General features: G+C 69.7%; 24 protein-coding genes and 2 tRNA genes. 15 read left to right on the top strand and 11 right to left on the bottom strand.

Annotation, left to right across the window (positions count from 1 at the left end):
- The 4 genes from HMPREF0043_RS07810 to HMPREF0043_RS07795 form a co-directional block, all read right to left on the bottom strand.
- Positions 1-1,162 (bottom strand): hypothetical protein (locus HMPREF0043_RS07810; RefSeq protein WP_021602475.1); only part of this gene is annotated, 1,162 nt, incomplete at its 3' end.
- The gene (locus tag HMPREF0043_RS07805) at positions 1,159-2,058 is read right to left on the bottom strand and encodes an ABC transporter ATP-binding protein (RefSeq protein ID WP_021602474.1); all 900 of its coding nucleotides are present in this window, start codon (positions 2,056-2,058) and stop codon (positions 1,159-1,161) included. The genes HMPREF0043_RS07805 and HMPREF0043_RS07810, both read right to left, overlap by 4 nt.
- A 32-nt stretch (positions 2,059-2,090) precedes the next feature.
- A complete protein-coding gene (locus HMPREF0043_RS10310; protein WP_021602473.1) occupies positions 2,091-2,945 on the bottom strand; it encodes a helix-turn-helix domain-containing protein in 855 nt (284 codons plus the stop codon).
- 19 nt (positions 2,946-2,964) lie between these two features.
- Positions 2,965-4,179: a MalY/PatB family protein gene (locus tag HMPREF0043_RS07795; RefSeq protein ID WP_051317499.1), complete on the bottom strand. Its 1,215-nt coding sequence runs from the start codon at positions 4,177-4,179 to the stop codon at positions 2,965-2,967.
- 294 nt (positions 4,180-4,473) lie between these two features.
- Between HMPREF0043_RS07795 and gltX the strand changes: the two genes are divergently transcribed.
- The 8 genes from gltX (at position 4,474) to HMPREF0043_RS07755 (ending at position 11,133) form a co-directional block, all read left to right on the top strand.
- On the top strand, positions 4,474-5,982 hold the full coding sequence (gene gltX / locus HMPREF0043_RS07790; protein WP_040318134.1) for a glutamate--tRNA ligase: 1,509 nt from the start codon (positions 4,474-4,476) through the stop codon (positions 5,980-5,982).
- Between the two features lie 296 nt (positions 5,983-6,278).
- Positions 6,279-7,250 (top strand): metal ABC transporter substrate-binding protein, encoded by a 972-nt coding sequence (locus tag HMPREF0043_RS07785; RefSeq protein WP_021602469.1) that lies wholly within the window; start codon positions 6,279-6,281, stop codon positions 7,248-7,250.
- A complete protein-coding gene (locus HMPREF0043_RS07780; RefSeq protein ID WP_021602468.1) occupies positions 7,247-8,002 on the top strand; it encodes a metal ABC transporter ATP-binding protein in 756 nt (251 codons plus the stop codon). The genes HMPREF0043_RS07785 and HMPREF0043_RS07780 overlap by 4 nt, the downstream gene beginning before the upstream one ends.
- Positions 7,999-8,994, top strand: a complete 996-nt coding sequence (locus HMPREF0043_RS07775) for a metal ABC transporter permease (protein ID WP_021602467.1) — start codon at positions 7,999-8,001, stop codon at positions 8,992-8,994. Before HMPREF0043_RS07780 ends, HMPREF0043_RS07775 begins: the two co-directional genes overlap by 4 nt.
- Complete coding sequence (locus HMPREF0043_RS07770; RefSeq protein ID WP_021602466.1) at positions 8,991-9,896, top strand: metal ABC transporter permease; 906 nt, start codon at positions 8,991-8,993, stop codon at positions 9,894-9,896. The genes HMPREF0043_RS07775 and HMPREF0043_RS07770 overlap by 4 nt, the downstream gene beginning before the upstream one ends.
- A gap of 85 nt (positions 9,897-9,981) precedes the next feature.
- Positions 9,982-10,056 (top strand) — tRNA-Gln (locus HMPREF0043_RS07765).
- Positions 10,057-10,079: 23 nt separating this feature from the next.
- A tRNA-Glu gene (locus HMPREF0043_RS07760) sits at positions 10,080-10,155 on the top strand.
- 222 nt (positions 10,156-10,377) lie between these two features.
- Positions 10,378-11,133: an LPXTG cell wall anchor domain-containing protein gene (locus HMPREF0043_RS07755; RefSeq protein WP_021602465.1), complete on the top strand. Its 756-nt coding sequence runs from the start codon at positions 10,378-10,380 to the stop codon at positions 11,131-11,133.
- 118 nt (positions 11,134-11,251) lie between these two features.
- Here the strand turns inward: HMPREF0043_RS07755 and HMPREF0043_RS07750 are convergent, their stop codons facing one another.
- The 4 genes from HMPREF0043_RS07750 to HMPREF0043_RS07735 form a co-directional block, all read right to left on the bottom strand.
- Positions 11,252-12,058, bottom strand: coding sequence for an LD-carboxypeptidase (locus tag HMPREF0043_RS07750; RefSeq protein WP_021602464.1), 807 nt, complete (start codon positions 12,056-12,058; stop codon positions 11,252-11,254).
- Positions 12,059-12,243: 185 nt separating this feature from the next.
- Entirely contained in the window at positions 12,244-13,143 is a 900-nt protein-coding gene (locus HMPREF0043_RS07745) for a DMT family transporter (protein ID WP_021602463.1), read from the bottom strand.
- Entirely contained in the window at positions 13,140-14,264 is a 1,125-nt protein-coding gene (locus tag HMPREF0043_RS07740; RefSeq protein WP_021602462.1) for a glycosyltransferase family 4 protein, read from the bottom strand. The genes HMPREF0043_RS07745 and HMPREF0043_RS07740 overlap by 4 nt, the downstream gene beginning before the upstream one ends.
- Before the next feature lie 226 nt (positions 14,265-14,490).
- Positions 14,491-14,829: a MerR family DNA-binding transcriptional regulator gene (locus HMPREF0043_RS07735; RefSeq protein ID WP_040318157.1), complete on the bottom strand. Its 339-nt coding sequence runs from the start codon at positions 14,827-14,829 to the stop codon at positions 14,491-14,493.
- A gap of 129 nt (positions 14,830-14,958) precedes the next feature.
- Between HMPREF0043_RS07735 and HMPREF0043_RS07730 the strand changes: the two genes are divergently transcribed.
- On the top strand, positions 14,959-16,098 hold the full coding sequence (locus HMPREF0043_RS07730) for an MFS transporter (protein WP_021602460.1): 1,140 nt from the start codon (positions 14,959-14,961) through the stop codon (positions 16,096-16,098).
- 200 nt (positions 16,099-16,298) lie between these two features.
- Complete coding sequence (locus tag HMPREF0043_RS10305) at positions 16,299-17,360, top strand: hypothetical protein (RefSeq protein WP_021602459.1); 1,062 nt, start codon at positions 16,299-16,301, stop codon at positions 17,358-17,360.
- A gap of 410 nt (positions 17,361-17,770) precedes the next feature.
- Here the strand turns inward: HMPREF0043_RS10305 and HMPREF0043_RS07720 are convergent, their stop codons facing one another.
- On the bottom strand, positions 17,771-18,526 hold the full coding sequence (locus HMPREF0043_RS07720) for an IclR family transcriptional regulator (protein ID WP_021602457.1): 756 nt from the start codon (positions 18,524-18,526) through the stop codon (positions 17,771-17,773).
- A 99-nt stretch (positions 18,527-18,625) separates the two neighbouring features.
- Here HMPREF0043_RS07720 and leuC point away from each other — a divergent pair, with 99 nt between their 5' ends.
- The 4 genes from leuC to HMPREF0043_RS07700 all read left to right on the top strand — a co-directional run bounded on the left by leuC (position 18,626) and on the right by HMPREF0043_RS07700 (position 23,040).
- On the top strand, positions 18,626-20,023 hold the full coding sequence (leuC, locus tag HMPREF0043_RS07715; RefSeq protein WP_021602456.1) for a 3-isopropylmalate dehydratase large subunit: 1,398 nt from the start codon (positions 18,626-18,628) through the stop codon (positions 20,021-20,023).
- Positions 20,024-20,049: 26 nt separating this feature from the next.
- A complete protein-coding gene (gene leuD / locus HMPREF0043_RS07710; protein ID WP_021602455.1) occupies positions 20,050-20,706 on the top strand; it encodes a 3-isopropylmalate dehydratase small subunit in 657 nt (218 codons plus the stop codon).
- Positions 20,707-20,861: 155 nt separating this feature from the next.
- Positions 20,862-22,184 carry a UDP-N-acetylglucosamine 1-carboxyvinyltransferase gene (murA, locus tag HMPREF0043_RS07705; RefSeq protein WP_021602454.1) on the top strand — a complete coding sequence of 441 codons (1,323 nt, stop codon included), beginning with the start codon at positions 20,862-20,864 and terminating at the stop codon, positions 22,182-22,184.
- Between the two features lie 4 nt (positions 22,185-22,188).
- Positions 22,189-23,040: a lysophospholipid acyltransferase family protein gene (locus HMPREF0043_RS07700; RefSeq protein WP_051317497.1), complete on the top strand. Its 852-nt coding sequence runs from the start codon at positions 22,189-22,191 to the stop codon at positions 23,038-23,040.
- Between the two features lie 43 nt (positions 23,041-23,083).
- Here the strand turns inward: HMPREF0043_RS07700 and HMPREF0043_RS07695 are convergent, their stop codons facing one another.
- Together HMPREF0043_RS07695 and HMPREF0043_RS07690 are read right to left on the bottom strand one after the other, a co-directional pair.
- The gene (locus HMPREF0043_RS07695) at positions 23,084-23,716 is read right to left on the bottom strand and encodes an AMIN-like domain-containing (lipo)protein (protein ID WP_021602452.1); all 633 of its coding nucleotides are present in this window, start codon (positions 23,714-23,716) and stop codon (positions 23,084-23,086) included.
- The gene (locus tag HMPREF0043_RS07690; protein ID WP_021602451.1) at positions 23,713-24,864 is read right to left on the bottom strand and encodes a trans-sulfuration enzyme family protein; all 1,152 of its coding nucleotides are present in this window, start codon (positions 24,862-24,864) and stop codon (positions 23,713-23,715) included. The genes HMPREF0043_RS07695 and HMPREF0043_RS07690 overlap by 4 nt, the downstream gene beginning before the upstream one ends.
- A gap of 51 nt (positions 24,865-24,915) precedes the next feature.
- On the opposite strand from HMPREF0043_RS07690, the gene HMPREF0043_RS07685 reads away from it, so the two are divergent.
- Positions 24,916-26,025 carry a D-alanine--D-alanine ligase family protein gene (locus HMPREF0043_RS07685; RefSeq protein ID WP_021602450.1) on the top strand — a complete coding sequence of 370 codons (1,110 nt, stop codon included), beginning with the start codon at positions 24,916-24,918 and terminating at the stop codon, positions 26,023-26,025.
- Positions 26,026-26,138 lie beyond the last annotated feature (113 nt).

Here is a 26,138-nt window from a genome sequence, read left to right as displayed (position 1 = left end):
GGGACGCGCCGCTGGCCAGTTCGACGTCGAGGATCCCCCGCTTCTCGGTCTCCGCCAGGGAGGCCATCGCGGAGACCGCCTCGCACATGACCAGAATGCCGACGATGATCGAGAAGATGGAGACGATCTTCTCGGTCACGTCGCCTCCGGCGCCCATCTTCCCGACGAGGTCGCTGTAATTCGAGTTCTTCTTCGTCAAGGTGACGAAGGATCCCGCCATCGATCCGACGAGCGCCGCCATGGCGACGACGCCGGCGAACCATCCGGTGAGCCTGCGCCGCCCCAGCCGCAGGGACAGGGAGAAGACGCTCTTCGCCCGCAGGCGGGCCTTCGAGCGCCTCGCCGAGCGCAGGTAGGCTCCGTGCAGCTCCCGGCCGGCGTACAGGCGCCAGGCCAGAGCGGAGAAGGCTCCGACGATCGCGGCCATGGGGATCGCGAGCACCAGTCGGTCGTCGGTGAAGGGGTGGAGCGGCTCCTTCCAGCCCAGGGGCGTGAGCCACTGGAGCCACCGCTGCTCACTGGATTCGGCCGCCATCTTCACGGCGAAGGCGAGGAAGAGGACGAGCAGGGAGAGCCGGCGCGCCCCCACGGCGTCGTCGGCGAGCTGGGAGGCCACGAGCGCGACCGCCGAGAACGCGCAGCCGACTAAGAAGATCGCGACCCCCAGGCACACGGATCCCGTCACGGAGACCTCCGAGAACAGCGGCGCCTGCACCGCGAGGACGAAGCCGCACCCCGCGCCCGCGACGGCCGAGAAGGCCGTCCCCATCGCCGCCTGGACCGCGAACACGGTCGCCCGGCTCACCCCGGTGCCCTCGACGAGCTCGCGAAGGCCGTCGTCCTCGCCGCGGCGCCCGGCCGTCGTCACGATGAGCAGGGCCGCGACGGCCGTGAGGACCATGATGATCATCCCGGACTCCCACTGGATCGCTTGGCCGATGGTCCCCGGCTGGGGGATCGTGCCGAACAGCAGCCGGGTCGCGCCGTTGGAGTTCATCATCTCGATGACGGACCGGCGAAACTCCATGCTCCCCAGGTTCTTCCGGTAGGCGTTCGGCAGGAGCGCCAGGATGAGGTAGAAGGAGCCCGCCCAGGCCGCGAACGCGAACCGCTGGCGGCGCAGAGCGACCCGGAAGAGAGTCGTGAAATCCCGTGCGTTCATCGGACCGTCCCTTCGTAGTGGCGCAGGAAGAGGTCCTCCAGGCTCGCCGCCGTGCACGTGATGTCCGCCAGCCCCGCTGAGACGGCCGCGCCCAGTACGTCGGGCACGCGAGAGGCCCCGGCCTCCACGAGGACGTCCCCCTCGTCCCTCGATGCGTCGATCCCCGCCGCCTCCAGGCTCTCGACGAGGGCGCGCAGCCGATCCTCCTCGCCCCGCACGCGTATCTCGCGCGCGCCCAGATGCCTGAGCCGCTCCAGGCTGCCGGTCTCGACCGCCGCGCCGTCCTTGATGATCGTCACGTGCGAGCACAGTTCCTGCACCTCGCCCAGGATGTGGCTCGACAGAAGCACGGTCCGGCCCGCCCGGCTCGCCTGCGCCACGCATTCGCCGAAGATCCGCTCCATGAGGGGGTCGAGCCCGCTCGTCGGCTCGTCGAGCACGAGCAGGTCCACCGGCGCGGAGAGGGCGGCGACCAGCATGACCTTCTGCCGGTTGCCCTTGGAGTACGTGCGGATGGGCTTCGACGGGTCGAGGCGGAAGCGCTCGATAAGCTCGCGCTCGCGGGCCTCGTCTCGGCTCCCGCGCAGAGCGGCCAGTGCGTCGAGGGCCTGTTGGCCGGTCAGGTTGGGCCACAGGGCGACCTCGCCGGGAACGTAGGCCACGCGCCGGTTGATGTCGCGCGCCGAGGCGGACGGGTTCATGCCCAGCACCCTGACCGTGCCCGCGTCGGGGTGGTAGAGGCCCAGAAGGCATCTGATCGTCGTCGACTTGCCCGACCCGTTGGGGCCGAGGAATCCGTGGACGGTTCCCTCCTCCACAGCGAGGTCGAGCGAGTCGAGCGCACGCAGGGATCCGAAGGTCTTGACGAGGCCTTCGACGGCAATGGTCTCGGTCACTGGGGTGTCCTTTCCTTTGACTCTTCTAACTCTCAGTCGGTTCCGGCCCGGTCGACGGCCCGTGTGGGAGCGGTTCCGGTTCGGTCCGGCTCGGCGCCGCCGAGCTCGTTCGGGCTCGGTATCGCGAGCTTCCTCAGGCACAGTTCGATGAAGGCCTGCTGCCTGTCGTCGGGGTAGGCGACTCTCAAGGCGGTCAGGAGGCGCTCCAGCCCGGGCCCGTCGTTGGACGACGCGAAGGCTTCGGCGAATCCCTGGCCGGCGATCCGCTCGGCGAGCTCGGTGTAGATGTCCAGGAAGCGGTCGGCGAGTCTGGCGAGGTCGTCGCAGTCGGCGGCGCGGCGAGCCCGGGCGAACAGCTCGATGGCCTCGGCCGTCTTGGCGACGTCGGCTTCCTCGACGTGGACGCCGACCAGATCCGGCAGCTTGTACGAGGTCCCGCCCAGCGCGGCGAGGACCCGGTCGCGATCGAGGATCTCGATCTGCTCCGGGTCGGTCAGGCGCTCCCGGACCCTGGCGTAGAACTGGTCGAGGGATGCCGGGACGGGGGAGAGCTTCGCCCCGGAGCCGGCGAGCTCCCTCAATCCGGCGATCCGTTCGCGCTGGGCCTTCAGGGAGCGGATCTCCTCGTCGATCCGGGCGAGGGCCGAATCCAGGTCGCCCCGCGCATCCGCCTCCGGCGAGCTGTCGAGGATCTGGCCGACGGCCTTCAGGCTCATCCCCGACTGCGCCAGCCATCGGATGTGCACGAGACGGGCGAGGTGGTCGAAGCCGTAGTCCCGGGGCCGCCCTTCGGGAATGGGGAGCAGGCCGATACAGTGGTACCAGCGCACCGTCCGCACCGTCGTGCCCGCCAGATAGGCGATCTCGGAGACCTTCACGCCCCCCATCACAGCATGTGACGTCACGTCACGCGCAAGGGGTTCCGTATTTCCTCACCCCCGCGAGCGCGCGCTCCATCCGGTTCAGGGCCTCGGTGAGGATGGCCGTGGATGTCGCGAAGATCATGCGGCAGGACGATTCGAAGCCGCGCCCGCAGCTGCGGCCCTCCGTGAGGGTTACGCCTGCGCGCCGCGCGAAGAACTGCGCCGGGGTGAGGTCGCCGAACGCCCCGCGTTCGGCCAGCTGCGCGAAGTCGAGGAAGGCGATGTACGTGCCTTCGACGCGCCCCATGCGCACCCCGTCCCACGCGGCGACGCGCGCCTCCAGGAGATCGCGGTTGCCCGACAGGTAGCCGCGCAGCTGGCGGTTCCATTCGCCCGCCTCCTCGTAGCACACCGCCGCCGCCTGCACGCCGAGGGTCGAGGCGACTCCGCTCACCGCGTGCGCGTGCGGCGCGAAGGCGGCCGCGTCCCCCTCGTCGGCGAAGACGATCTGGGCGCATTTCAAGCCGGGGATGTTCCAGCCCTTCGACGCCGCCACCGCCGTGACGGTGTGCCGGGAGGCGACGTCCAGGGCGCCGTAGACGGCGGCTTCGGCGCCGTCGAGCAGGAGGGGCAGGTGGACGCAGTCCTCGAAGACGCGTCCGCCGGCGGCGTCCACGATGCGGGCCAGCCGTTCGAGTTCGCCGCGCGTCAGGCAGCGCCCCGCGGGGTTCCAGGGATTGCACAGGACGAGCAGCTCGGCGCCGCGCGCGAAGGCCGCCTCGATTCCCTCGTAGTCGAGGCGCCACAGGCCGTCCTCGCCCAGGGCGGACGGTACTTCGATGACGTCGCGATCGTGCTCGTGCGGGAGGGTGAGGAACGGCATGTAGGCCGGGGTGGGCACGATGACGGGCGAGCCGGCCGACGTGAACCTGTCGATCGAGATTCGCAGTCCCGTCAGGACGTCGGGCGAGAGGAAGGTCCGCTCGGGGGAGATCTCCCAGCCGAAGTCGCGGGCCCAGGCGATGGTCGCCCCGACGGTCCGTTTCCGCCATTCGTCGGAGACGTACCCGAAGTCTCCCCGGTCCGCGCATCCGACGATGAAGTCCCGCACCTCGGGGGCGATGCCCAGGTCCATCTCGGCGAGCCACATTCCGATGGCTTCGGGATAGTCCGAGGAGTTCGGGAAGGCGGACCACTTCACGGTGCCTGAGCGGGCCATGGCGTCCAGGTCGACGGAGTCGAAGTCGAATTGCCGCATGGCGGAAATCATACGCGTTCACGCCGCGGGCAGGCGCTCTCTGCGGCTGGTCGTCGCGCCTCGGCGACTGGCGCTCCCTCCGTCCTCTCAGGCTGCCGACCCGGCCGGACCGACACGGCCTCGCGATCCGGCGCGAAGGCTTCCGGGCGGCGCCGATACGACATACCGCCGCATACGGCCGGCGGTCTCGCCTCCGCGGACGCCGCCATCGCCGGCGGTCGCGCCGGACGGCGCCCGGCGTTGCACGGCTTCGCGAAGCCTCGGCAGGCTCGCGGGCGTTACCCTTGTTACATCATGGCTATCACAAATGCTGCGGGCGCCGACGTCCGCGTTCGATTCTGCCCTTCGCCGACCGGCGCCCCCCACGTGGGAATGGTGCGCACGTGCCTGTTCAACTACGCCTATGCGCGCCACGTGGGCGGCACGTTCGTCTTCCGCATCGAGGACACCGACGCCGCCCGGGACTCCGAGGAGTCCTTCGGCGCGATCGTCGACTCGCTGACGTGGATGGGACTCGACTGGGACGAGGGCGTCGGCGTCGGCGGACCCCACGGGCCCTACCGCCAATCCGAGCGCGGAGAGATCTACCGCGACGTCGCCGCGAAGCTCCTGGCCGCCGCCTACGCCTACGAGTCCTTCTCCACGCCGCAGGAGGTCGAAGCGCGCCACCGAGCCGCCGGGCGCGACCCGAAGCTCGGCTACGACGGCTTCGACCGCGACCTGACGGAGGAGCAGAAGGCGGCCTACAGGGCGGAGGGCCGAAAGCCGGTCATTCGCATGCGCATGCCCGACGCCGACGTCTCCTTCACTGACCTCGTGCGCGGAGAGATCACGTTCAAGGCAGGATCGGTTCCCGACTACGTCATCGTCCGCGCCAACGGCGACCCCCTCTACACGCTGACGAATCCGGTCGACGACGCCATGATGGAGATCACCGACGTGCTGCGCGGAGAGGACCTCCTTTCCTCCACGCCGCGCCAGATCGTGCTCTATCGCGCGCTCGAGGAGCTCGGAATCGCGAAGTTCACTCCGCGGTTCGGCCACCTGCCCTACGTCATGGGGGAGGGGAACAAGAAGCTCTCCAAGCGCGACCCGCAATCCAACCTCCTGCTTCACCGCGAGCGCGGCGTCATCCCCGAGGGGCTGCTCAACTATCTCGCCCTGCTGGGGTGGGCGATCAGCCCGGACAGCGACGTGTTCACGAAGGAGGAGATGGTCGCCGCCTTCCAGATCGAGGCCGTCAACCCCAACCCCGCCAGGTTCGACGAGAAGAAGTGCACGGCCATCAACGCCGAACACATTCGCCGGCTCGACGTCGCCGATTACGCCTCGCGCCTGGTTCCCTTCCTTGCGCGCGAGGGGATCGTGGGCTCCGACGGGTACGAGGGGTTGACCGAGGCCGAACGCAGGATCCTCGACGCCGCCGCGCCTCTGGCGCAGACCCGCATGCAGCTTCTTGGCGAGGCGCCGGACCTGCTGCGCTTCCTCTTCGTCGGCGCCGAGGGCGTCGTATACAACGAGAAGGCCGTGGCCAAGCTCAAGGATTCGGCTCCCGCTGCCCTCGCCGGCGCTGCCGAGGCGATCGAAGGGCTCGAGGGGGGCGACGCCGCGGCGATCAAGGCCGCGCTCGACGAGCGGCTCGTCACCGAGATGGCGATGAAACCCCGCCTGGCCTACGCTCCGCTCTTCGTCGCCATGACGGGCACGAACGTCTCGATTCCCGTCGTCGACTCCATGGCGATCCTCGGAAAGGACGAGACGCTCGCCCGCATCCGGCGCCTGCTGGGCAGGTTCGCGGCCTGACAGGCCCCGCCTGCCGCCGCCTCGGCTCCCGAGCGCCGCCGGTCCGAGTGCACACCCGCCGCTCGGACGCGCGGATCCGCGCCGACGCAGGCGCGAACCGAGGGCGCGATCCCCGCGGGGATCGCAGTCCGGCTCTCCGGGTGAGAACTCTTCTCGATTTTCGAGCGGTCGAAAGCTACAATGGTCTGCGCACCATTGAGTTAGGGGCGGCTTCCCTTATTACGCCTGGGGTGGTTGGCCGCACCTGACGCTCGACCCGGCGGCATTCGCCGCCGCAATCGAAGGAGATTGTCATCATGTCGCTCATGCGTCGTTTCACGGCGGTGTTCGCCGCGCTGACACTGTGCGCGGGCGTGACCGCGTGCAGCACGTCAGGCTCCGACTCCGGATCGGGCTCCGGCTCGGGATCCTCGCTTCCGGGCAAGGGTCTCAAAGTATTCGCCACCACCGGATACCTCGCGGACGCCGCCAAGCAGATCGCGCCCGGAGCCAAGATCACCACCATGGTCAAGCCGGGAGGCGATCCGCACACCTACCAGCCGACGACCCAGGACATCGAGGCCATGCAGGGCGCCGATCTCGTGCTGTGGAACGGCCTGCACCTGGAGGCGCTCATGACGGACAAACTCAAGGCCCAGGGCAAGAGGGGCCTGGAGGTGGGGGCCGGCGTGCCGAAGGACAAGCTGCTCGACTGGCCCGAGAAGGACGACAAGGGCAACAAGCTCTACGACCCCCACATCTGGAACTCCCCCGAGATATGGCAGAACGTCGTCACCCAGATCGGCGACAGGTTCGCCGAGCTCGACTCTTCCCACGCCCAGGCCTACAAGAAGAACGCCAAGGAGTTCAACGGGAAGATCGCCGACATCGACGCCAAGGCGAAGAAGCGCTTCGAGAGCATCCCGCAGGCCAACCGCGTCCTGGTCACCGGCCACGACGCCTTCAACTACCTGGGCAAGCGCTATGGGCTGAAGGTCCACGCGACGGACTTCGTCAGCTCGGAGGCCGAACTCTCCGCCAGCGAGCTCCAGGAGCTCGTCAACACCATCGTCTCGGCGAAAGTCCCGGCGATATTCGTCGACAATCTGAAGAACCCCCAGGCCGTCAAGTCCCTCAGGGAAGCGGTCAAAGCCAAGGGCTGGGACGTGAGGATCTCCGACAAGGAGCTCTACGCGGACTCCCTGGGGGAGAAGGCTCCGGTGGACACCTACCTCGGCGTCTTCCAGAACAACGTCGACGCCATCACGACGGAGCTCGGCGCGAAGTGACCGACGACGACTGCGCCGTCCGGATCGACGGCCTATCCGTGGCCTACCGCGACGTCCCCGTCCTGCGGAACGTGACCCTGAGCGTGCCCGCGGGGGCCGCCATGGGCGTCGTCGGCCCGAACGGCGCGGGCAAGACCACCCTGCTCAAGGCCGCCCTGGACCTCATCCCGCGGCTGACCGGAGAGGTCCGCTACTTCGGCGAGCGCCTCGGCTCGGTCAGGAACAGGGTCGGGTACATGCCGCAGAGCGTCTCGGTGGACTGGGACTTCCCGGCCACGGTCGCCGACGTCGTCCTCATGGGGACCTACGGGACCCTGAAGTGGGGGCGGCGGCCGAGCCGGGAGTCCAAGCGGGCCGCGGCCGGAGCGCTCGAACGGGTCGGCATGGACGGCTTTGAGCGGCGGCAGATCGGCGAGCTTTCCGGAGGCCAGCGCCAGCGCGTGTTCCTGGCCAGGGTGCTCGCCCAGGACCCCGACCTGTTCCTCATGGACGAGCCCTTCGCGGGGATCGACGTCGCCTCCCAACGTCGGATCATGGGCGTCCTCGACGGCCTGCGGGAGCAGGGCCGCACGGTCATGCTCGTCCACCACGACCTGTCCACCCTCACCCGCATATGCGACCGGGTGGCCCTGGTGAACGTCGAACTCGTCGCAGCCGGGCCGATCGACCGGACCCTCGTTCCCGAGAATCTGCGCGCCGCCTACGGCGGTTCGTCGATGGACTGGGCGGGCGCGGACGGAGGGCGGGAATGATCCTCGACCTCCTGACGGAGACCGTCTACCAGCGGGTGATCGCCGGGACGCTGGTCATCGGATGCACGTGCGGCGTCCTGGGCACTTTCACCTATCTGCGCCGCCAGAGCCTGATCGCCGACGTCATCGGGCATTCCTCGATGCTCGGCGTGACGCTCGCATTCCTCGTGAGCGTCACGCTGCTGGGGATCGACGGGCGCACGATCCTCGTCATCGTCCTCGTGAGCGCGATCGTGGGGGTCCTGTCCGCCCTGCTCACCTCGCGCATCGCCGACACCAGCCGCGTGGGCCCGGATGCGGCCATGGCCGTCGTCCTGGCCGTCACCTTCGGCGGCGGGATGGCTCTGCTCGCCGAGATCAACTCCCGGTCCTTCCCCTCCTCCCGCGCGGGATTGAAGGACTACCTGTTCGGCAACGCCTCGACGGTCACGTGGTCCGACATCCGGGTCTCCGCCGCCTTCGCGGGCGCGGCGCTCGCCGCCCTCCTGCTGCTGTGGCGCGACGTCCAGCTCTTCGTCTTCGACCCCGACGCCGCACGCGTCCTCGGGCGCCCCATCGGACTGGTCGAAGTGACCGTGACGGCGGCCACCGTCGTCGCCGTGGTCATCGGGTTGAAGTCCGTGGGCCTCGTGCTGGTCATCGCATACGTGGTCTTCCCCGCCGTCGCCGCCCGGCAGTGGACGAATTCCCTGGGGGCGATGACCCTGCTGGCCGGCGCCTTCGGGATGGCCGCCTCGGTCGTCGGCGCACTCGTCTCGGTCGGCGCGGGCAGGGTCCCCTCCGGTCCGGTCACCGTGCTCGTGCTCACCGCCAATGCGGCCGTGGCCCTCGTCGCCTCCCCGAAGAGATCCCTGCTCGTGCGGGCCCTCCGCAGGCGCAGCGCCCGGCGCGCGCTGCTGCGCGAGCTCGCCGGAGAGGGCGGCGCCCCGGAGCCTGCGAGCACGCCGCCCGCTCGCCCGGACCCGGCCGAGCGCGAGGAGGCGCTCGGATGACGCTGACCCCCTACGCCGCCGGAGTGCTGGCCCTCATCGCCGTCACGGCCGTGGCGTGCGCCCTGCCCGGAGCCTTCCTCGTGACCTCCCGCCAGTCGATGCTGGTCGACGCCATGGGGCACGCCGCCTTCCCGGGCGTCGTGCTGGCCGCCATCGTCTGGCCGATCGGCTCGCCGCTGCTCGTCCTGGGGGCGGCCGCGCTCGCGCTGGTCGTCGTCGCCTCGGCGGAGGGCCTCTCGCGCACCGGCCTGGTCGCCGGAGACGCTGCCCAGGGCCTGGTCTTCCCGGGCCTCTTCTCCGTCGGCGTCATCCTCCTGTCCACGCGTTTCTCGCACCTGCACCTACAGGAAGAGGCCGTCCTGGTGGGCGACCCCAACGTCGTGGCCGTCGACCGCCTCATCATCGCCGGCAGGGACTTCGGGCCGGTCTACTGCTACGCCATGGGGGCGGTGCTCCTGTTGAACGTCCTCTTCCTGGCCGCGACGCACCGCAGACTCGCGCTCGTCGTCTTCGACCCGGACTACGCCAGGACCCTGGGCGTGCCGGTGCGCGGACTGCGCGGGGCGGCGATGGCCCTCGTCGCGCTGACCCTGACCGCCTCGTTCTACACGGCCGGAGCGGTCCTCGTCATAGCCTTCGTCGTCGTCCCCGCGGCGACGGCCGCGCTCGTGGCGGACTCCTTCCCGCGGTTGGTGCAGGGGAGCGCGGCGATCGCCGCGCTCGTGGCGGTTCCCGCCTTCTTCGCCACGTACTGGACGGGACGCCCGACGTCCTCGTGGACAGCTCTGGCCTACGGTCTGGTGTTCCTCGCCGTCCACGCGGCAGTGCGCCTGTCGAGGAGGCGGAGGCGATCGCGGAGTTTGACGGAGTCGGCGCCGGCGCCTCCCGGCACCTCGGAGTGATGCGTCGCACGCCCGACGACTTGGTCGTGGACGGGGAAATCGGGTAGCCTACATATCTGTCGCCGGCGTGAGCGGGCGAAGCCCTTGGGGTATGGTGTAATTGGCAACACTGGTGATTCTGGTTCATCCATTCTAGGTTCGAGTCCTGGTACCCCAGCCAGCGAAAACGTGGGTTTTCGCTCTGCCCCTATCGTCTAGTGGTCCAGGACGCCGCCCTCTCACGGCGGTAACGCGGGTTCAAATCCCGCTGGGGGTACCACCGCCCATTTCCTCGGAACGAGTCCCGGAGATCTCAAAGATCCCGGGACTCGTCTCATAGGCGGGGAGCGCTGCCTGGTCGATTGCGGGACGAAGTCCGATCAGCGGCTTGGCGTGTTATATGCGATTGGGTAAACTAGATGACTGTGACAGGTCCGTCCTGACGGATCGGACAACGCTCACTTCCTTTCATACAAATGATTTTGAGAAAAGTGGTGTGAAGATGAAGCGACTGACGCACGTGAACGCCGCATTCGCTCTGGCGGCGACCGTCACGGGGCTTTCCACGGGAGTGGCGGCTGCCGACGACACTGGAACCCCGAACCCTTCAGCCCCGAGCTCTTCGAAGCAGTCGGCCGACGCGTCGACCAAGCCTTCCCCGTCGGGCACGACCTCCTCCACATCCGGCAAGGCGGGAGCCACGGCCCAGGGGAAGCATGCCGACGTCTCGGATGACCCCCCAACCACTCCGAACCCCTCCCCTTCGCCGTCCGCGAGCGGTTCCGGCGATCCGAAGCCGTCCAGCCCTTCCACCTCGACGAGCCCGACGTCCCCCAAGCATCGCGAGGATCCGACGGCCCCGTCCAAGCAGGCGCCGTCCAAGGATCCGGGCGGCGCCTCTCCCGTCATCCCCGGCATCCAGAACCCGGTCGCACGCACGCCGAACCCCGGCGCCGTCGCCGTCTCATCGCAGGAGCGGGCCTCCGAGGTCGGCAAGTGGGCGGGAACGCTGCAGTCGGTCGGCAGGCCCGGCGTCAACGCCAAATCGATCGGGACCGCGAACGAGGGGACGATCAACGCGGGCGGAGACGTCCAGGTGGACGTCACCGTCAAACCCGACACGAAACCCGCGAAGAAGCAGGCACAGGCCTCATCCCTGCCGTCGACCGGCGCGGACTCGCTGACCACCGGCGTGGTCGCGGCCTCCTTCCTCGTGGTGGGCGGCGGGCTGCTCGCCTACCGGCGCCGCTTCAACTGACGCCCCCGGGCCGTCGGAGCATTCATCGACGATTCCGATGCCGTGCTCGGCCCCGTCTGCTCGGACGGGGCCGAGCACGTGGAACGTGCGGGGCTCACAGCCTGCCACGCCCCGCCGCTCACCCGAGCGTCGCGGCCTGCGAATCGGCGGAATGGCCCAGGCCCGGCGCCTCGATCACCGGGATCCGGCCCGCGTATTCGCCCACGAGGGCCAGAGCCGCCTCGCGTTGGCCCGCCTCGTCGACGGCGGTGAGCTGACCGACGGCGATCCCGGCGACCTTCCCGAAAGTCCCCAGATGCGCGTGATGCGCCAGGCCGGCGGCGAGAGCCTTCAGCGAAGCGCCCAACGACTCGACGAGGAGCACGCCCCCGGCGAGGTCCGGCCAGTACCGCGTCCCCGCGAGTTTGAGGAAACACCTGAGGTTGCCCCCGAGCCAGGGGAGCGCCTCGAAGGCGTCCGCGTCGCCGTCGGCCCCGGCGAGCGCGGGCCTGATCGTCTCGCCGGCGAGGGCCGCGTCGAGAACGCCGAATCCGCGGTGCAGGCCGGCCATCGCATTCCACAGGACGGCCGTCCGGCCCGTTCGCGCCACGATCGCGTTGAGGACGCACGTCAAGTCGGAGTACCCGACCACGGGCTTCGGGTTGGCGGCTATCGTCCCCCAGTCGAGGTAGGAGAGGACCTCGTTGGCGAGGTCCCCGCCCGAGACGTCGACGACCGCCTCCACGCCCGGATCGGCGAAGGCCCGGTTGAGCATGCCGGCCCGCCGCCGAGGGTCCCGTCTCCAGCCGTCCGCTCCGAGCTCCCGGATCGCCTCGGCGTCCGGATCGTACCCGGCGGCGGCCAGAGCCGAGACGAGCTCTCCCAGCCTTCCGGCAGGCGGAGGCTGGACGGGATCGGAACACGACACCAACGACAGACGGCCCATGCGCCGATGCTATAGCAATTCGGTGTGGACGGCGGATCAATGATGATACTGGGCGTTCCCCGCATCCGGCTCGTCACCGCGGCCCCGGCCCCTGGCGGCTGGCTAGGAGCGGGCGCCCGGAGCCCCGGCGACGACGGGGGAGCGGTGAGGGCGCACCGGACCGCGCCCGCGCGGCAGGCGCGCCTTCAGCTCAGGTAGTACGCGGCCATGCCCGCGGCCACCACGGCCACGCCGGCGAGCTGGACGATCCCCACGGGCGTCTTCTGGGCTCCGAAGAGGCCGAACTGCTCGATGGTCATCGAGCCCAGAAGCTGGCCGATGAGCACGACCATCAGACTGACCCCCGTTCCCAGCTTCGGAACGAGGCCCGCCATACCGGCGACGAACAGCGCCCCGACGGGGCCGCCGAGCCACATCCACACGGGGCCGGGCTCCTGCCGCTTCGGCCACTGCCAGGTGAGGGCCATGAGGACCAGCAGGAGGAGAGCCCCCGTCCCGTAGGTGATCAGGCCCGAGGAGATCGACGAGCCCAGCGCCTTGTTGAGATTCCCGTTGACCGCGGCCTGGACGGCGGCGTACACGCCCACGAGGACGCCCAGGAACCGCCACACGAGCGCGGGCTTCGCCGAGCCGCGGCCGCGCGCGTAGAAGGCGATGATCATGCCCGCCCCGGCCAGGCAGCCGCCGAGGACCCTCCAGACGGATATCGGCTGGACCGGCGAGTTGAACCAGCCGAAATGGTCGATGAGCAGGCCGGAGACGATCTTCCCGGCCACGGGCAGCACGACGGTCTCCACAGCCCCCACCTTCGGGAAGATGAGGATCACCGTGACGAGGGCGAGCACGCCGAGGGCGCCGCTGGTGTAGGACCACCACGGCGCGTCCGCCCCGGGGAGGACGGGCATCCTGCCGGCCGCTACGAACGCGCCCAGGAAGATGGTGCCGAGCGCGTAGGCGACGAAGGAGGCGGCGAGCGTCGTCCCCACGGAGACCTTCAGCCGGGTGTTCATGGCGCTTTGGACCGGAAGGATGAACCCGACCGCGATCGCCAGCGGGAAGACGAGGACCATGTGGGTGGATGTCATGTCAGCTCCTTCAGCAGGGGGGCCGCGAGGGTCGACCAGCGCCACGCCCGGTCGACCCATCGGCGCCCGGCCTCGCCCATGGCCTTCGCGCGGACCGGATCGTCGAGCATGTACGCGACGGCGGCGGCGCAGGCCTCGGCGCTGCGGCCGGCGGCCACGAGCCCGGTGACCCCGGGCAGGACGGCTTCGGGGGCGCCGCCCGAATCCCCGGCGACGACGGGCAGCCCCGCCGCGTACGCCTCCAGGTAGACGATGCCCAGCCCCTCGATGTCCAGGCCTCCTCCCCGGGTGCGGCACGGCATGGCGAAGACGTCCCCGAGGCTGTAGTGCGCGGCGAGTTCGGCGAAGGGGACCTCCCCGGTGAAGACGATCGACTCCCGCGCCGGGCAGGATGCCGCCAGGGATCTCAGCTTCGCCTCGTAGGGGCCCTTCCCGACGATGACGAGTCTGGCGTCGGGGTGGCCTTCCAGGATCGCGGGCCAGGCCCGGATGAGCGTGTCCTGGCCCTTGCGCTCGACCAGTCGGGAGATGCAGACGACGACGGGCTCGCCCCCGATCCCGTAGCGCTCGCGCAGGGCGGAGCGCCATTCGGAGGAGAAGGCGAAGTCCTCGGGGGCGATCCCGCCCGGCATGCGGACCCTGCGGACGTCGCCCAGGCAGGTCTCCAGGCGCCGCAGCGTCGCCTCCGTCAGGTAGGTGACGACGTCGGCTCCCCGGAAAACGCGTTTGAGGAAGGACCTGGCCCCGGGGATCATCGACCAGCCGATCTCGTGCCCGTGAGTCGTCGAGACGACGCGCGAGGCCCCCGCCGCCCGCGCAGCGCGGGCCATGATCCCCAGAGGCGTCGACGCGCCGAACCAGACGGCCTCCACGGCCCTCTCGCGGATGATACGCTGCATCGTGCGGCGGACGGCGGGCGTGGGGAGCATCGTCGTCTCCGGATGGCGGATCGTCGTCCACGGCTGCTCGGCGTCGTAGTCGGCGGCGCCTCCGCCCGGCGGGCTCGAACAGTAGACCGTGAGCGCCTCGGGGTCCAGTTCCCCGACGAATCCCTCCAGATAGGTCTGGATCCCCCCTCTGCGTGGCGGGAAGTCGTTGGTGACGAGGAGCGTTCGCTTCACCCCGATATCCTAGCTCCCCGGAGGCGTTGCGATCCACAGCGACCTACGCGAGCGTAGGCCGTGCGGCCGACGATGCGGCGGATGGGACCTCGCCGTCCCCGGCGCGGCGCGCGGCCGCCCCGCGCAATCCCGCGTTGCCCGCCGGCATTCGACGCCGCCGGATCGCCTGGTTCGCCCGCAGCCGGATCGCTCCTCGCAGCCGGGAGCCGTGCCGGCGACCGCCGGCCTACCTGGCTTCCAACCTGTCCAGGATGACCTCCTGGGCTTCCTTCAATCGGTCGATCCGCCGCTGCAGGTCCTCGACCTGGCGTTCCAGCGCCCGGCGGGCCGACGGGCACATGGCGGTCGAGTCCCGCGCGATGCACGGGGTGAGCCGGCGCACGTCGCTCAGGCGCAGGCCGACCGCGAACAGGGCGTGGATCCGCCGGGCCCGTCCGGCCGATCCGGCGGCATAGTCCCTGTATCCGTTGGGCAGCCTGTCCGCCGCCAGGAGCCCGGTGTCCGTGTAGTAGCGGACCTGCCGCACGGACAGCCCCGACAGCCTCGCCACCTCGCCGATGCGCACGCGTCCTCCCTCGCCCTTGACTCTGACATCGATGTCAGAGTTTAGCGTAGCGGATGGCATGCGGAGCAGCCGGATCCCCAGGACGCGGAATCCGGCCCGAACGCCGCTCGGCGGCGAGAAAGGCACAAAATGGCACCCCTGTCCATCCTCTCCTTCGGCGTTATGTTCCTCGTGGGAACCGACACCTTCCTCGTCGCGCCCCTCCTGCCGGAGCTGACGGCGCGCTTCGCCAGCCCGCCCGCCTCGGCGGGGTGGATGGTCTCGGCCTACGCGATCGGCTACTGCGTCACCGCGGTGTTCGCCGGTCCGGTGTCCGACCGCTTCGACCGGCGGCGCGTGCTCGTCGCCGGCATGAGCGCCTTCTCCGCGGCGACGGCCGCCTGCGGGCTGGCCTCGACGCTGTGGCAGATGATCGCCCTCCGCGCCCTGGCGGGGGTGTGCGCGGCCGTCGCCGCCCCGCAGGTGTGGGCTGCGATCCCCCAGCTCGTGCCTCCCGGGCGGGTCGTCGCGGCGATGGCCGCGCCGACGGCCGGCCTGACGGTCGCCCAACTCGTGGGCGTGCCCGTGGGAAGCCTGCTCGGCGCCGTCTCGACGGCCGCCCCGTTCCTCGCCGTCGGCGCCGCGGGCGCGGGGACGTCCCTCGCTCTGTGGCTGTGGTATCCGCCCGTGCCGCCGCAGGCCTCGAAGACCCGCGTGATCGCCCAATACGGAGGCCTTCTGGCCGTACCGGCGGCTCGCTGGCGCTTCGCGGCCTACTTTGTCTTCCAGCTCGGCAACTTCGCCGTCCTGTCCTTCGCGCCGACCTGGTTCTCCACGGACTTCGCCCTGGACGCGACGGGGGTCGGCTACGCCATGATCGCCCTGGGCACCGGCAACACCCTGGGCGCACTGGCGGGGCCGCGCATCGTCGCCCGATGGGGGACCGGCCGGACGCTCCTAGGCTGCATGCTCGCCTACCTCGTCTGCTATCCGGCCCTGCCGTGGAGCGGAAACCTGGCCGTGGCCCTCGCCGTCCTGTCCGTCGTCTTCTTCACCGGCGGGACCCTATTCCCCGTGTTCATGGGGCTCTTGCAGTCGCTGACGGCAACCGCGCGGGGGACGGTCTCGGCCCTGGCGAACGTCCTCATGTACGCGGGGAGCGCCGTCGCCGGAGCTCTGGGCGGCCCGCTGATGACCGGCTCATGGGGTTTCGCGGGGATCGCGTGCCTGGTCTGGACGACGACCGCCTGCTCGACGCTCCTGTGGGCCCGATCCGGCGCGATGAGATGAGAGAGCGGGCGGGCGCCCTGAGGCGGCGGACGCTCGCAGGTCGCGGGAGACGGCGCCGGCAGGGTTTCCGCGTGCGGCCTGCGCGGGCGCCGTGGGGAATCCTATCCTGAATGGACCCATTGCGCGCTTCCACGGAAAAGATTAGCCTGCGAAACAAGGACAAAACTACTTATTGTAGCTAATTATTTTAGGAGGATACAATGAGGTTCGTCCGTATCGTAGCGTCGCTGTCGGCATTGTCACTGGGGATAGCGGGGACGTCGGTCGCTGCGGAGTCGTCAGGCCAAGGGGCCGACACCACGTCGAGCGCAACCGCGCAGAAGGCCTACCAAGCCATCGCGGGAGTCGATCGCAAGCTGACCGAGGCGGCCACCGACGTTCCGGCTAGCACGTCCGGCGCAGACGCGTTGAAGACGACGCAGCGAGGCGTCGGCGTCACAATCCCCACCGACCCCAGATCGGATGTGACGATCGCCGGCCGAAACGGCGCCGTCTCCGTGACGCTGCCGTTCTCCGGCTCGGCGGCGAAAGCCGCCTCGTCGCACTCCGGAACCGTCACCTTCGACAACAAGAACAGCTCGTCCACGACTCCGATCGCACGCGGCGACGGCAGCACGCAGATCAATACCGTGATTAATGACGCAAAGGCCCCGAAACGATACACCTATAAAATGAAGGTGCCGCAAGGAGCGAAGATCGAGCAAAAAGCAAATTCCATCCTCGTGACGAAAAATGGGAAGTTGGTCGCTGGAATCGCGCCCGCCTGGGCCAAGGACGCCAAAGGCAAGAGCGTCCCGACCCACTACGAGGTCAAAGGCGATGCTGTCACCCAAGTGGTCGACCACAGCGACAAATTCACGTATCCCGTCGTCGCCGATCCGTGGTTGGGGGCGGACCTGTTCGAAACATTGGAGACGAACAGGAAAGGCCAGTATGAAGGCCAAGATGTCTATTCGGGCATGCTATCGGCTTGGGGAATGGCTGTCTATACTGGAAGTGGCATCCCCTCAAATATAGTCGTAGGCAATCAAATTATTCGTTACATTGGCTGGGAGGAATGGAAAGACCGTCTTGTCGGCCAGAATCCAGCGGCAACGCTAGAACAGCAGTATGCTTGCCACGTTGCGTATGGATATGCGTTTTGGGGAGCTGGCTTCCATTGGGACCTGGAAGCGGCGCGGCCTTCTAATCCGATGTGGGATCTCCCTGGATACGTGTTGCGGCACAAATGCAACTGGACGCAGGACGATCTGTGGTGGTGATGCAAGAAACTGTAAGTGAAGCATTGTGCCCATATAGTGGTTTTGGCCTGTAGGGCGCCTTTTCCGTTGATCGGCATCGGTATGTGCCAAGACTTTTTCCGCTTCGCCCGATAACGGGAAGTGCCATCACGATTGCCTCTGTTTGTCTGTTCGGCAGGGGAGCGAAGCCGGATCCTTCGCTCCCCTGTCTTTTGCTTTGCGTCCGCTATCGAGATACTGCCGTTTCGCCGTCGAGATGTCGGCGCTTCGCATGAAAAGTACTTAGATACATGAAAAGTACGTATTTCATGCATTTTTATGCGTCGATGCACTTTTCGCCCGTCTTTTGCGCATGAATTTTGCGGAGTTTTGCGCGCGGGCTTTGTTTGTCCTGTAACGTGTGCCTGCAAGGCCGCGCCGCAGCCGCACCTTCACAGATCCGCGTTGAGGCCCTCGGTCGTCTGCAGGACGTCGGTCAGGCGCTTGGCCGCGGTGACGACGGCGGCGGCGTGCTGGCGGCCGGGCTGCCGGCCCATTCGCTCGATGGGGCCGGAAATCGAGACCGCTGCGATCACCCGGCCCGAGGGCCCCCGCACGGGCGCCGAGAGGGAGGCGACGCCGGCCTCCCTCTCGGCGATCGACTGAGCCCACCCCCGGCGGCGGACCGCCGACAGGTTGGTCGCGGTGAAGCTCGCCCCGTGCAGGCCTCGGTGGAGCTGGTCGGGCTCCTCCCAGGCGAGGAGGATCTGGGCCGCCGAGCCCGCCTTCATCGACAGCGTCAGGCCGATGGGGATCGAATCGCGCAGGCCGATCGAGCGCTCGGCGGCGGCCACGCACACCCTCTGCTCGCCTTGACGGCGGTAGAGCTGGGCGGACTCGCCCGTGTGATCCCGCAGGGCGACGAGCACGGGGTTGGCCGAGGCCAGGAGCCGGTCCTCGCCCGCAGCCGAGGCCAGCTCGCCCAGGCGGGGGCCCAGGACGAACCGCCCCTGCGAGTCCCGGGCGACGAAGCGGTGGAATTCGAGCGCCACGGCCAGGCGGTGCGCCGTCGGGCGCGCCAGATGCGTGGCCGTCACGAGCTGGGTGAGAGTCTGCGGCCCCGCCTCCAGCGCCGCGAGAACGTAGGATGCCTTGTCGATGACGCCAACGCCGCTGGCGTTGGCGTCCGACGTCGAAGAGCTGTCCATGGGCTGATACTTCCATCTCAAACCGTGAGATGCAAGTGCGCGGATCGGCGGGGTCGCGTCATTCTTGACGGACACGATCGTACACGGGGAGGTAGCGTCATGGGTGCGACTCTGGCGGAGAAGGTGTGGCGGGACCACATCGTCCAGCGCGGCGAGAACGGCGCCCCCGACCTCCTGTTCATCGACCTCCAGCTCGTCCACGAGGTGACGAGCCCCCAGGCCTTCGAGGGCCTCCGCCTCGCGGGGCGCCCCGTGCGCAGGCCAGATCTGACGCTGGCCACGGAGGACCACAACACGCCGACCCTCGACATCGACCTGCCCATCGCGGACCTCACCTCGCGCGCTCAGATCGAGGCCCTGCGGCGGAACTGCGAGGAGTTCGGCGTGCCCATCTACTCGCTGGGCGACGCCGACCAGGGCATCGTCCACGTCGTCGGCCCCCAGCTCGGGCTCACCCAGCCCGGCATGACCATCGTGTGCGGCGACTCCCACACGTCCACCCACGGCGCCTTCGGCTCGCTGGCCCTCGGGATCGGAACCTCGGAGGTCGAGCACGTCCTGGCCACCCAGACCCTTCCCCTCGCCCCCTTCAAGACGATGGCCATCGACGTCGACGGCGAACTCAAGCCCGGAACCACCGCCAAGGACGTCATCCTGGCGATCATCGCCAAGATCGGGACGAACGGCGCCCAGGGCCACGTCATCGAATACCGCGGAGAGGCCATCCGCTCCCTGTCGATGGAGGCCCGGATGACGATCTGCAACATGTCGATCGAAGCCGGCGCGCGGGCCGGAATGGTCGCTCCCGACGAGACGACCTTCGCCTACGTCGAGGGCCGGCCGAACGCGCCGGAGAACTGGAAGGAGGCCGTCGCCTACTGGCGCACCCTCGCCAGCGACGACGACGCCGAATTCGACACCGTCGTCCACCTCGACGCCGACGAACTGGAGCCCTTCGTCACGTGGGGGACCAACCCCGGCCAGGGAATCGGCATCTCGGGGAGCGTGCCGGAGCCGACCGACATCGCCGACGAGACGCAGCGCAGGGCCGCCGAGGGCGCGATCGAGTACATGGGCCTGACCCCGGGGACGCCGATGCGCCAGATCGGCATCGACACCGTGTTCATCGGCTCGTGCACGAACGGGCGCATCGAGGACCTGCGCGCCGCCGCGGCCGTCGTCGAGGGCCGCAAGAAGGCCCCGGAAACCCGCGTGATGGTGGTTCCCGGGTCGGCGCGGGTGCGCCTGCAGGCCGAAGCCGAGGGGCTCGACAGGGTCTTCCTCGACTTCGGGGCCGAGTGGCGCAACGCCGGATGCTCGATGTGCCTGGGCATGAACCCCGACCAGCTCGTGGCCGGCGAACGCTGCGCCTCCACCTCGAACCGGAACTTCCAGGGACGCCAGGGCCCCGGAGGCCGCACGCACCTCGTCTCGCCGCTCGTGGCGGCGGCGACGGCCGTCAAGGGAAGCCTGGCCACGCCCTCGGACCTGGACTGAGCGGCGAATCGGAAGGAGAGCCCGGCATGGAGAAGTTCACCCGGCACACCGGGATCGGCGTCCCGCTGCGCCGCAGCGCCGTCGACACCGACCAGATCATCCCCGCCGTCTACCTCAAGCGCATCACCCGCACCGGATTCGAAGACGCCCTCTTCGCCTCCTGGCGCAAGGACCCCTCCTTCGTCCTCAACCGGGAGGAGTACCGCCGCGGCTCGGTGCTCGTGGCGGGCCCCGACTTCGGGACCGGCTCCTCGCGCGAACACGCCGTGTGGGCGCTGAAGGACTACGGGTTCCGGGCCGTCCTCGCCCCCAAATTCGCCGACATCTTCCGCGGGAACTCGGGAAAGCAGGGCCTGGTCGCCGGCGTCGTCGCCCAGGAGGACGTCGAACAGCTGTGGAAGATCCTCGAGACCGAGCCGGGCACCGAGGTGACGATCGACCTGGAGAGCCGCACGGCCAGCGCGGCGGGCTTCTCATGCCCCTTCCAGCTCGACGACTACACGCGGTGGCGCCTCATGGAGGGCCTGGACGACGTCGGCATCACCCTCCACAGCGAGGCCGCCATCGCCGCCTACGAATCCTCCCGGCCCGCGTTCAAGCCGACGACCCTGCCGAAGAGGCACCTCCCCGCGGAAACGGTCGTCTCCGCCCGGCCGATCGACCGCCAGGCCCCCCTGGCGTGACGGCCGCCGCGGACCCGCGGCACGGCGACGACCGTAGTAACGTTGCCCACGACCGGCGCCGAGCACGCGGGCCGTTGAAAGGCTATTCTGTAGTGACGCGTCCGCCGGGCGCACAGGGCGGGCGGCCCCGCCTCGACTACACAAGAGGATGAGGAATGGCGAGCAGGCTCCGGATCGTTGGCGGCACTCCGCTTCGCGGCCAGATCACCGTACGGGGGGCGAAGAATCTCGTTCCCAAGGCGATGGTCGCCGCCCTCCTGGCACCCCGGACGTCCACGTTGCGCAACGTCCCCCTGATCCGCGACGTCGACGTCGTCTCCGACCTCCTGCGCATGCACGGCGTGACCGTCGACTACGACCAGGAGGCCGGCGTCCTGGACATCACGCCCGGCCGGATCCACCTGCCGTCCGACCCAGTCGAGATGGATCGCCTGGCGGGCTCCTCCCGCATCCCGATCCTCTTCGCCGGGCCCCTGCTCCACAACCTCGGCGAGGCCTTCATCCCCGACCTGGGCGGCTGCCACATCGGCGACCGGCCCGTGGACTTCCACATCCGGGTCCTCGAGGACTTCGGCGCCGTGCGGGTTCCGGGCCGGGGAGGCATGCACCTCGTGGCCAAGAAGGGGCTGAAGGCCAAGCCCGTCCACCTGCCCTACCCCTCGGTCGGGGCGACGGAGCAGACCCTCCTGGCCGCCGTCAGGGCCGAGGGCATCACCGAGCTGACGAACGCCGCCATCGAGCCCGAGATCATGGACCTCATCGCCGTCCTTCAGAAGATGGGCGCCATCATCTCGGTGGAGACGGACCGGACGATCAAGATCGAGGGAGTCGAGAGCCTGCGCAGCTACTCCCACACCGCCCTGCCGGACCGCATCGAAGCGGGGTCGTGGGCGTGCGCAGCCCTGGCCACGCGAGGCGACATCTTCGTCCGCGGCGCCCAGCAGCAGACCATGACGAGCTTCCTGAACGTCTTCCGCAAGGTAGGAGGCGAGTTCGACGTCGCCGACGACGGCATCCGCTTCTGGCACCCCGGCGGCACGCTGCGGGCCATGGCGCTGCAGACGGACGTCCACCCGGGATTCATGACGGACTGGCAGCAGCCGCTCGTCGTCGCCCTCACCCAGGCGACCGGCATCTCCATCGTCCACGAGACCGTGTACGAGAACCGCTTCGGATTCACCGACGCGCTGGTCGAGATGGGAGCCGCGATCCAGACGTACCGCGAATGCCTGGGCGGCCTGCCGTGTCGATTCGGCCAGCGCAACTTCTACCACTCGGCCGTCATCCAAGGCCCCGCCAAGCTCCACTCGGCCGACATCGAAGTCCCCGACCTGAGGGGCGGGTTCTCGCATCTCATCGCCGCGCTCGCGGCCGAGGGGACCTCGCTCGTCTCCGGGATCGACATCATCGACCGCGGATACGAGCATTTCATGCAGAAGCTCCAGGCCCTGGGAGCCGACGCCGTCAAGGAGTCGTGAACCGGTGGGCCGGGAGCGTCCGCCCCTCCTCATGCGCGTCGTCGCGCCGCTGGCCGTCGGGGCCATGAGATGCGTCCAGGACGTGCGCATCAGCGGGGCGGAGAGGATCCCGGAGTTCGGGCCGGTCCTCGTGGTCTCCAACCACACGTGCCACCTCGACGCCCTGTCCGTGTGCATGGCGCTCTACCGGCGGGGACGTGCGCCGGTCACGGCCGGCCGGGCCGACCTGTTCACGGCGCCCGTGCTGGGATGGGCTCTGCGCCGCCTCGGTCAGATACCCGTCTACCGCTCCGACGTGGACCACGTTCCCGCCGACGGCGGAAGCCCCGCCTCCTCGCTGCGCGCCATGTCCGACGCCCTTGCCGCCGGCAGGGCGCTCGTCGTCTTCCCCGAGTCGACCTTCACCCGCGACCCGGACGGCTGGCCGATGCGCGGCAAGACCGGCTCCGCGCGGCTCGCCTTGGCGCACCCCGACGCCGTCGTCCTGCCCGTCGCCCACTGGGGGAACGAGAGGCTCATCCATCCGTGGACGGGCGACATCGGCTGGCGGAGGATGGGGCGCCGCCGGACCCGGCTCGACGTGCGGATCGGCGAGCCCCTCGACCTCTCGGACTACGCGGGGCGGGAGGTCACCCACGAGCTCCTCACGGAGATGACCGAGGCGATCATGGCCGCCATCACGAAGGAGCTGGTCGAACTGCGCCCCGCCGACGTCGCCGCCGGCAGAGGGCCCCGCGAGCGGCGCTGGGACAGGCGCGTGGACGGCGACCCCTACCGCGACGTCGACGCGGCGAACTCCCAAGCCGTCAGGAGGAGGCTCGAACGCCGCGAGAGGAGGCGGAGGGGCCGGCGCTGAGACGCCGCCCCGCACGGCCGCCTGCGCGCCGCGGCTCGCGCGATCACTTCCGCAGGTCGACGACCAGCCGCGTCGGATTCTCCAAGACCATGAGGCGATAGGCCGCATCGGCGTCCAGTCCGACGGTGACGGTCTGGACGCCGCCGCGGGGGAGGCCGACGGACACGCCTTTGATCAGCGTCGCCCCCGAGACGGGAGCGGGCGCGAGGGCCGGCACGGTCTCGCCTTCGTCGGGATCCCTCAGCCCGGCGACCGTCACCCGCAGAAAGCGCCTCCCCGCCAGGCCCGCGGCGTTCCTCCCCGTGAAGCGCGCACGCCACGTGATGTCGCTCGCCCTGCCCGTGTACTGGACGACGACGCGTTCGAAGCCCGGGTGCACGCCCACCCGGGAGGTGTCGGGCATGGCGTGCCCGGCCACGGTAGGATAGCGAGGCGACTGGGCGTCCCCGGTCGTCCAGTCCGTCTCCGGCTCGATCGCCGTCGAGTCGTCTCCGGGCGTCGCGGACGCGGTCGCGCTCGAGGAAGCCTGCGACGCAGCGGGCTGCGAGCGGGAAGGCGGCGCGGATCCGGCCCCGCCGGAGCAGGCGGGAAGGGCGGAGAGGACCGGGCAGAGGGCCCAGAGGGCCAGGCGGGCTGCGAGCGGCCTCCGGCGGCCCCGAGCCGAGCGGTCCGTCATGCGTGCACGGCCCGCAGGGCGGCGTCGAGATCGCGCCACAGATCTTCGACGTCCTCGATGCCCACGCTCACGCGCAGAAGGTCCTCGGGAACCGTCGGGGCCTCCGAGGGGAAGCGGCGCCGGCGCTCGAAGGAGGACTCCACCCCGCCGAGGGACGTGGCCGGCAACCAGATCCTCGTATGCCTCCCGAGGTCCTCCGCCGCGGCGACGCCTCCGACCGGGCGCACGGTCACGACGCCGCCGAAGCAGTCCATGAGGCGCGCGGCGCGCTCGTGCTGGGCGTGGGAGGGAAGCGACGGATGGCACACCTCCGCCACGAGGGGGTGCGCGGCGAGCCGCGCGGCCAGCTCGGCGGCGTTGGCCCAGATACGCTCCATCCTCAAGGCGAGCGTGCGCATCCCCCGCAGCAGGAGCCACGCCTCGAAGGGCCCCGCCACGCCGCCGGACTCGGTCCGCTCCTCGCGGAGGGCCTCGCGCAAGTCCTCCCGGGATGTCACGACGGCCCCCAGGACGACGTCCGAATGGCCAGAAAGGTATTTCGTCGCCGAGTGCACGACGATATCGGCGCCCCACTCGAGCGGGCGCTGGCCGAGCGGCGTGGCGAAGGTGTTGTCCACTCCGACCAGCGCGCCCACGGCGTGCGCCGCCTCGACGATCGCCGGGACGTCGGCGATCTCCAGCATGGGGTTGGTGGGCGACTCGATCCACACCATGCCCGCCTCCGCACCCTCGGACGTGAGCGCCTCGACGACCGCCTCGGTGTCGGCGATGTCGACCTCCCGGACCTCGCCGCCTTCGCGGCGGGCGCGGTCCCGGGCGAGCAGGAGCGAGGCGTGGTAGGCGTGGCGCGGCACGACGACCGGACTGCCCGCGGGAGCCAGGTGAAGCGCGTTGGCGACGGCCGCCATGCCCGACGCGTGCAGGAGCGCGGGGAGAGGAGAGCCTTCGAGCCGGGCGATGAGGCGTTCGGCCGGATGCCAGGATTCGGTGTCCCAGCGGGCGTAGAGCATCGACCCGTCGGGGGCGCCCATGCTGACGTACGTCGAGGAGAGCGTGACAGGGGGATTGACCGGCGCCCCCTGGACGCGCTCGGGCCGGGCGGCCGTCGCCGCGACGGTGTCCGGCGAAAGGTGGAACTCTGTGCTCATAGCGGTAGGCTATCGCCCTAGTGGTTCTCGCAAGTGGAAGGCGACCAGAATATGGCGAAGGTGCGCGTTGCCCTCATCTACGGCGGAGTGTCCGGCGAACACTCGGTGTCCTGCCTGACCGCCGCGTCCGTCATGCGGGCGATGGATCCGGACAGATACGAGATTCTCCCCATCGGCATCCGCCGGGACGGGACGTGGGTTCCGGGAGTCGGGGATCCGGATCGGCTGGAGGCCGCGGGCTTCACGGGCCAGGTGGCCTCGCGCGACGAGCAGGTGCTCATCGAGCTGGCGGGGGAGCACCGCGCCCTGCTCGCCCCTCGCGGGCGCGACGACGGGGCGCTCGCGGCGCTGGGGACCATGGACGTGGTCTTCCCCCTGCTGCACGGGCCCTTCGGCGAGGACGGGACGCTCCAGGGCATGCTCGAGATGGCCGGCGTGCCCTACGTCGGCTGCGGCGTCTTCGCATCGGCCGCCGGCATGGACAAGCACTACATGAAGGTCGTCCTCCAGTCGGCCGGGATCGACGTCGCCCCGTACGTGCTCGTCACGCCCCGCCGCTGGCGGACCGAGCGCGGGCGGATCCTCGAGGAGATCGCCCGCACGCTGAGCTTCCCCGTGTTCGTCAAGCCCGCGCGGGCCGGATCCTCCCTGGGCATCGTGAGGGTCGACGCGCCCGAAGGGCTGGAGGAGGCCGTGGTCCGCGCCCAGGGGACCGATCCGAAGGTCATCGTCGAACAGGGGATCGCCGGCCGCGAGATCGAATGCGCGGTGCTCGGCGGGCACGGCGACGACGCCCCCCGTACGTCGGTCCTCGGCGAGATCGTCATGGACTCGGCCCAGTGGTACGACTACGAGACGAAGTACGTTCAGACCGAGGGCTTCCACATGGCGATCCCCGCCAGGGTGGACGAGCCCGTGGCGACGCGCATCCGCGAGACCGCCGCGCGGGTGTTCGAGGCCTTCGGCTGCGAGGGGATGACCCGCGTCGACTTCTTCCTCACCGAGGCGGGGGAGGTCTTCGTCAACGAGCACAACACGACCCCCGGGTTCACGCAGTTCTCCATGTACCCCCTCCTGTGGCAGGCCACGGGCCTGCCGTACGCGCAGCTGATCGACGAGCTCATCGCCCTGGCGCTCGAGCGCCCCGTCGGACTCCGATAGCGGCGCATTCGATAGCGGCGCAAGGGGCCGGGGCGGCGACGCGACCAAGGCCCTCGCCGCCCTCGTGACTTCTCTCACAGGGCGAAATAAGGGGGCGCTCCGGGTTGTTGACC

The sequence above is a fragment of the Actinobaculum sp. oral taxon 183 str. F0552 genome, from assembly GCF_000466165.1.
Taxonomy (GTDB): domain Bacteria; phylum Actinomycetota; class Actinomycetes; order Actinomycetales; family Actinomycetaceae; genus Peptidiphaga.
Note: the sequence above shows the minus strand (reverse complement) of the source record. Positions and strands in the feature narration are given on the sequence as shown.

Bases quoted from the DNA above. Each gene is read 5' to 3' on its own strand.
- HMPREF0043_RS10310 (WP_021602473.1), bottom strand. From the start codon at position 2,945: ATGGGGGGCGTGAAGGTCTCCGAGATCGCCTATCTGGCGGGCACGACG.
- HMPREF0043_RS07795 (WP_051317499.1), bottom strand. From the start codon at position 4,179: ATGCGGCAATTCGACTTCGACTCCGTCGACCTGGACGCCATGGCCCGC.
- gltX (WP_040318134.1), top strand. From the start codon at position 4,474: ATGGCTATCACAAATGCTGCGGGCGCCGACGTCCGCGTTCGATTCTGC.
- HMPREF0043_RS07785 (WP_021602469.1), top strand. From the start codon at position 6,279: ATGTCGCTCATGCGTCGTTTCACGGCGGTGTTCGCCGCGCTGACACTG.
- HMPREF0043_RS07775 (WP_021602467.1), top strand. From the start codon at position 7,999: ATGATCCTCGACCTCCTGACGGAGACCGTCTACCAGCGGGTGATCGCC.
- HMPREF0043_RS07770 (WP_021602466.1), top strand. From the start codon at position 8,991: ATGACGCTGACCCCCTACGCCGCCGGAGTGCTGGCCCTCATCGCCGTC.
- HMPREF0043_RS07755 (WP_021602465.1), top strand. From the start codon at position 10,378: ATGAAGCGACTGACGCACGTGAACGCCGCATTCGCTCTGGCGGCGACC.
- HMPREF0043_RS07750 (WP_021602464.1), bottom strand. From the start codon at position 12,058: ATGGGCCGTCTGTCGTTGGTGTCGTGTTCCGATCCCGTCCAGCCTCCG.
- HMPREF0043_RS07745 (WP_021602463.1), bottom strand. From the start codon at position 13,143: ATGACATCCACCCACATGGTCCTCGTCTTCCCGCTGGCGATCGCGGTC.
- HMPREF0043_RS07730 (WP_021602460.1), top strand. From the start codon at position 14,959: ATGGCACCCCTGTCCATCCTCTCCTTCGGCGTTATGTTCCTCGTGGGA.
- HMPREF0043_RS10305 (WP_021602459.1), top strand. From the start codon at position 16,299: ATGAGGTTCGTCCGTATCGTAGCGTCGCTGTCGGCATTGTCACTGGGG.
- HMPREF0043_RS07720 (WP_021602457.1), bottom strand. From the start codon at position 18,526: ATGGACAGCTCTTCGACGTCGGACGCCAACGCCAGCGGCGTTGGCGTC.
- leuC (WP_021602456.1), top strand. From the start codon at position 18,626: ATGGGTGCGACTCTGGCGGAGAAGGTGTGGCGGGACCACATCGTCCAG.
- leuD (WP_021602455.1), top strand. From the start codon at position 20,050: ATGGAGAAGTTCACCCGGCACACCGGGATCGGCGTCCCGCTGCGCCGC.
- murA (WP_021602454.1), top strand. From the start codon at position 20,862: ATGGCGAGCAGGCTCCGGATCGTTGGCGGCACTCCGCTTCGCGGCCAG.
- HMPREF0043_RS07695 (WP_021602452.1), bottom strand. From the start codon at position 23,716: ATGACGGACCGCTCGGCTCGGGGCCGCCGGAGGCCGCTCGCAGCCCGC.
- HMPREF0043_RS07690 (WP_021602451.1), bottom strand. From the start codon at position 24,864: ATGAGCACAGAGTTCCACCTTTCGCCGGACACCGTCGCGGCGACGGCC.
- HMPREF0043_RS07685 (WP_021602450.1), top strand. From the start codon at position 24,916: ATGGCGAAGGTGCGCGTTGCCCTCATCTACGGCGGAGTGTCCGGCGAA.